3 protein-coding genes are annotated in these 4,006 nt (G+C 66.9%); all 3 read left to right on the forward strand.

Annotated features, from left to right (window positions below; all coding sequences use genetic code 11):
- Nucleotides 1–634, forward strand: a 634-nt coding sequence (locus VE759_RS14450; RefSeq protein WP_324933568.1) for an NAD(P)/FAD-dependent oxidoreductase, incomplete at its 5' end; no start/stop codon positions are given.
- Nucleotides 635–646: 12 nt separating this feature from the next.
- Nucleotides 647–1,129 carry a VOC family protein gene (locus VE759_RS14455; RefSeq protein WP_324933571.1) on the forward strand — a complete coding sequence of 161 codons (483 nt, stop codon included), beginning with the start codon at nucleotides 647–649 and terminating at the stop codon, nucleotides 1,127–1,129.
- A gap of 213 nt (nucleotides 1,130–1,342) precedes the next feature.
- Nucleotides 1,343–4,006: helix-turn-helix transcriptional regulator (locus tag VE759_RS14460; RefSeq protein WP_324933574.1), on the forward strand; the 2,664-nt coding region annotated here is incomplete at its 3' end.

Genomic DNA, 4,006 nt, shown 5'->3' on the forward strand with positions numbered 1-4,006 from the left:
AGAAATCGACTTCGCGGGTGGAACCTATCCGCAGTCGTTCACCCTGGCCGATGCCCGGGTGGAGTGGCCTCTGCAATTCGATGAGGTGCAGAACTTCTTCTCACCGGCCGGGCTCGTTGTCAGTGGACCGTTGCCCGACGACCAACGCCGGGTATTGACCGCAGTCAACAATCCACCCGACGTGATCGACGTCGATTTTGTTCAGCACATCCTCGACGAGCGCGGCCCGACGGGGGCGCGGGTCAAAGAACTCACCTGGGCATCACAATTTCGTGTCCATCACCGCATCGCGAGCACCTTCCGCCGCGGACCGGTGTTTCTAGCCGGTGACGCCGCGCACGTGCACAGTCCCGCCGGGGGCCAGGGCATGAACCTGGGAATTCAGGACGCCATGGACTTGGCGCACACGCTATCCAGGTCGCTCGCGGGCGCCAAAAGCGCCGATCTCGACGGCTACGAGCGGCGCCGCCGACCTATCGCGCGCACCACCGTCGCGTTCACCAATTTCATGACCCGCGCCTCTGTCGTGGACAACCGCGCCGGCCAGTTCCTGCGCAACAGCGTGTTCTCCGTGATCGGAGCCCTCCCGCCGGCACGCAAGCAAATGGCCCTCCACATGGCCGAACTCGCCTGAAAAGAGACAACAATGACCGCTCCCCGGCTGCACGGCCTGCATCACGTCAAACTGCCCGTCAGCGACCTGGACACCAGCCTGAGCTGGTATCAGCGGGTGTTCGACGCCGAGTATCTGTCCCAGTTCGACCACTACGACCGAGGGGGGTACCGCTATGCGGTAATCCTGCGGCTGCCCGGTGTGGACATCCCGATCGAGCTGCGCTGGGCTCCCCGCGCTGCGGCGGCCACCATCGGCTACGACCCGGTCCAGTTCGTGGCTGGCGACACCGACGACCTTCTGGCGTGGATCACGCATCTCGACGGGCTCGGTATCGAGCATTCACCGCTCATCACCGCCCTCGCCGGTGAGTTACTCATATTCGCCGACCCCGATCAGACATACATTCACCTGCTCACCATCCCCGAAGGCGGCATCGACGCGATCAAAATGAACTCCGACGCCGCCGAACCCCAGGGGCCCTGGATTGCGCCTGAAATCATGCGGCATCCGTGAGAAGGCCGACCCCCCGAACACCGATGAACAGCAGCTGATTCTGAGTCGATGACTTAGGCCGTGCCGTGCCGGCACGAAGCGCGAGATCCGTGACACAAGGCACACCATTCGTGGATTTATCCCGTCACCGGCGGCGTTGGTCCGTTCGTGGTCGCGCTAAGCGTCGGGTCCGGCTAGATGGCCGCAGAAGCGTCCGCCCTACGAGGGGCCCAGTTGCGGGGCCGGCGAATCGAGTGCGAGACGCTTGATCGGCTGGTAGCTGCTGTCCGCAGCGGTCAGAGCCGCGCGCTGGTGCTGTATGGCGAACCGGGCGTGGGCAAGACGGCGCTGTTGGATTACGTGGCCGAGCATGCGTCGGGCTGCGTGGTGGCGCAGGCCTCGGGCGTGCAGTCGGAGATGGAGCTGGCATACGCCGGGCTACAGCAGGTGTGTGCGCCGATGTTCGCTCAGGTCGAGCGGCTGCCCATTCCCCAACGCCGCGCGCTCGAGGTCGCGTTGGGCGTGGGTTCCGGACCGGCGCCGGATCGGTTCCTGGTGGGCGTGGCGGTCCTGAGCCTGCTTTCTGAGGTTGCCGAGCAGCGGCCGGTTATCTGCCTGGTGGACGACCAGCAGTGGCTCGACCGTGCCTCGACACAGGTCCTGGCGTTCGTGGCCCGCAGGCTGCAAGCAGAATCGGTTGGAATGGTTTTCGCTGCGCGTAAGCCAGTCGATGATGTGGCGGCATTGCCGCATCTGATGGTGGAAGGTTTGGGGGACGAGGATGCGAAGGCACTGCTCGACTCGGTGCTGCCTCCGCCACTGGACATGCGGATCCGCGACCGGATTGTGGCTGAGACGCGCGGAAACCCGTTGGCATTGCTGGAGCTACCGCGTGGATTGAATTCTTCGCAGCTGGCCGGCGGGCTCGCGTTTGGCGGCTCCGCGCCGCTGTCGGGGCGACTAGTGGAAGCGTTTCAGCGGCGGCTGCAGGTTCTGCCCGACGATACCCGGCTGCTGATGCTGGTAGCAGCCGCCGAGCCGGTGGGCGAGCCGCTGCTGGTGTGGCGAGCCGCCGAGTGGCTCGGCATCCCCACGTCGGCGGCGACCGCCGCGGCCGAGGCCGGTCTTCTCGAGATCGGGACCCGGGTGCTTTTCCGTCACCCGCTGGTGCGTTCGGCGGTCTACCGCTCGGCGCCGTTGTCGGACAGGCAGGACGTGCACCGGGCGCTGGCTGAGGCCACCGATGCCAATTCCGATCCCGACCGACGTGCCTGGCACCGTGCCCAAGCCGCGCCAGGGCCCGACGAGGACGTCGCCGCGGAGCTCGAGCGCTCGGCCGGCCGGGCGCAGGACCGCGGGGGTTTGGCGGCCGCGGCAGCATTCCTGGAACGTGCCGGAATGCTGACAGCCGAACCCGCTCGCCGTGCCGAGCGCCTGCTGACCGCGGCCAAGACGAACCGCGACGCGGGCGCGTTCGATGCGGCGTTGGGACTGCTGGTGGCAGTCGAGGCGGCGCCGCTGGACCACCTGCAGGCCGTTGAGCTGCAGCACTTGCGCGGACAAATCGCGATGATGCAGCGACGCGGTACCGACGCGGCCCGGCTGCTGCGCGACGCGGCCAAACGCCTCGAGTCCCTAGACACCACGTTGGCGCGTGACACACACCTGGAAGCGCTGGCGGCCGCGATCTGGGCGGCCGGTCTGGGCAGCCCTGGCGGATTGGCGGAGGTGGTTGAGGCCGCCCGCGCGGTGCCGCCTCGTCCCGCGTCCACGCGTGCGGTCGACGTCCTGCTCAACGGCCTGGTGTCGCGCTGGACTGACGGGTATGCGGCAGCCGCGCCGTCACTTGCGCGAGCAGTCGAGTTGTTCCTTTCCCATGAGCTTCCCACGGACAGCGCAGGTCGGTGGCTCTGGCTTATGTGCGCAACCACCGCCGCCGAAATCGCCTTCGAGCTGTGGGATGGCGAATCCGCGGAAGCCCTTGCGGCGCGGGTAACTGAATTCGCCCGCAATACCGGGGCACTCGCGCACATGCAGCACACGCTGAACACTCTGGCCAGACTTCACCTGCTCGCCGGGGAGCCCACCACCGCAGCCCAGTTGATTCAGGAAGAGAGCGTGATCGCCGAGGTAAGCGGGAATCCGCCGCTGCGGTCTGCCGAAATGATCGCGGCCGCATGGCGGGGCCAGCAGGCCCACGCATCCGAGTTGATCGAGACCACCCTGCGGGGACCGACTACCACGATGGCCGACATTGCGATCTACGCCAGCGCGGTCCTCGACAACGGACTGGGTCGACACGGCCGCGCACGCGACGCCGCTCGGCGAGTATTTGAGCTCGACCCGCTGGGCGCCGGGCCGTTCCTCGTGCTTGAGCTTGCCGAGGCGGCGTCGCGCACAGGTGACACGGCACTCGTCGCGGCGGCTCTCGACTGGGTGTCGGAACGCATGCGGGTGACTCCGACCGACTGGGGCCTTGGCATCCAGGCCCTCGTGCACGCACTGCTCAACGACGGCGAGGTCGCCGAGCGCAGTTACCGCGAGTCGATCGCATTGCTGGGCCGCACCGGCGCGCGGATCCAGCTGGCCCGCGTTCACCTCCTCTACGGGGAATGGCTGCGACGAGAACGCCGGCGCATAGATGCGCGCATGCAGTTACGCATCGCGCTTGACATGCTCGAGACGATGGGCATTGAAGCATTCGCTCAGCGCGCCCGCCGAGAGCTGGCAGCCACCGGAGAAACTGCGCGCAAGCGAACGGTCGAAACCACCCTGCAGCTAACCGCGCAGGAGGCACAGATCGCACGGTTGGCACGCGGCGGGTTGTCGAACCCGGAGATCGGCGCCCGATTGTTCATAAGTCCGCGCACCGTCAAATATCACTTGAGCAAGGTCTTC

The sequence above is a fragment of the Mycobacterium sp. genome (assembly GCF_035640695.1).
GTDB lineage: Bacteria > Actinomycetota > Actinomycetes > Mycobacteriales > Mycobacteriaceae > Mycobacterium.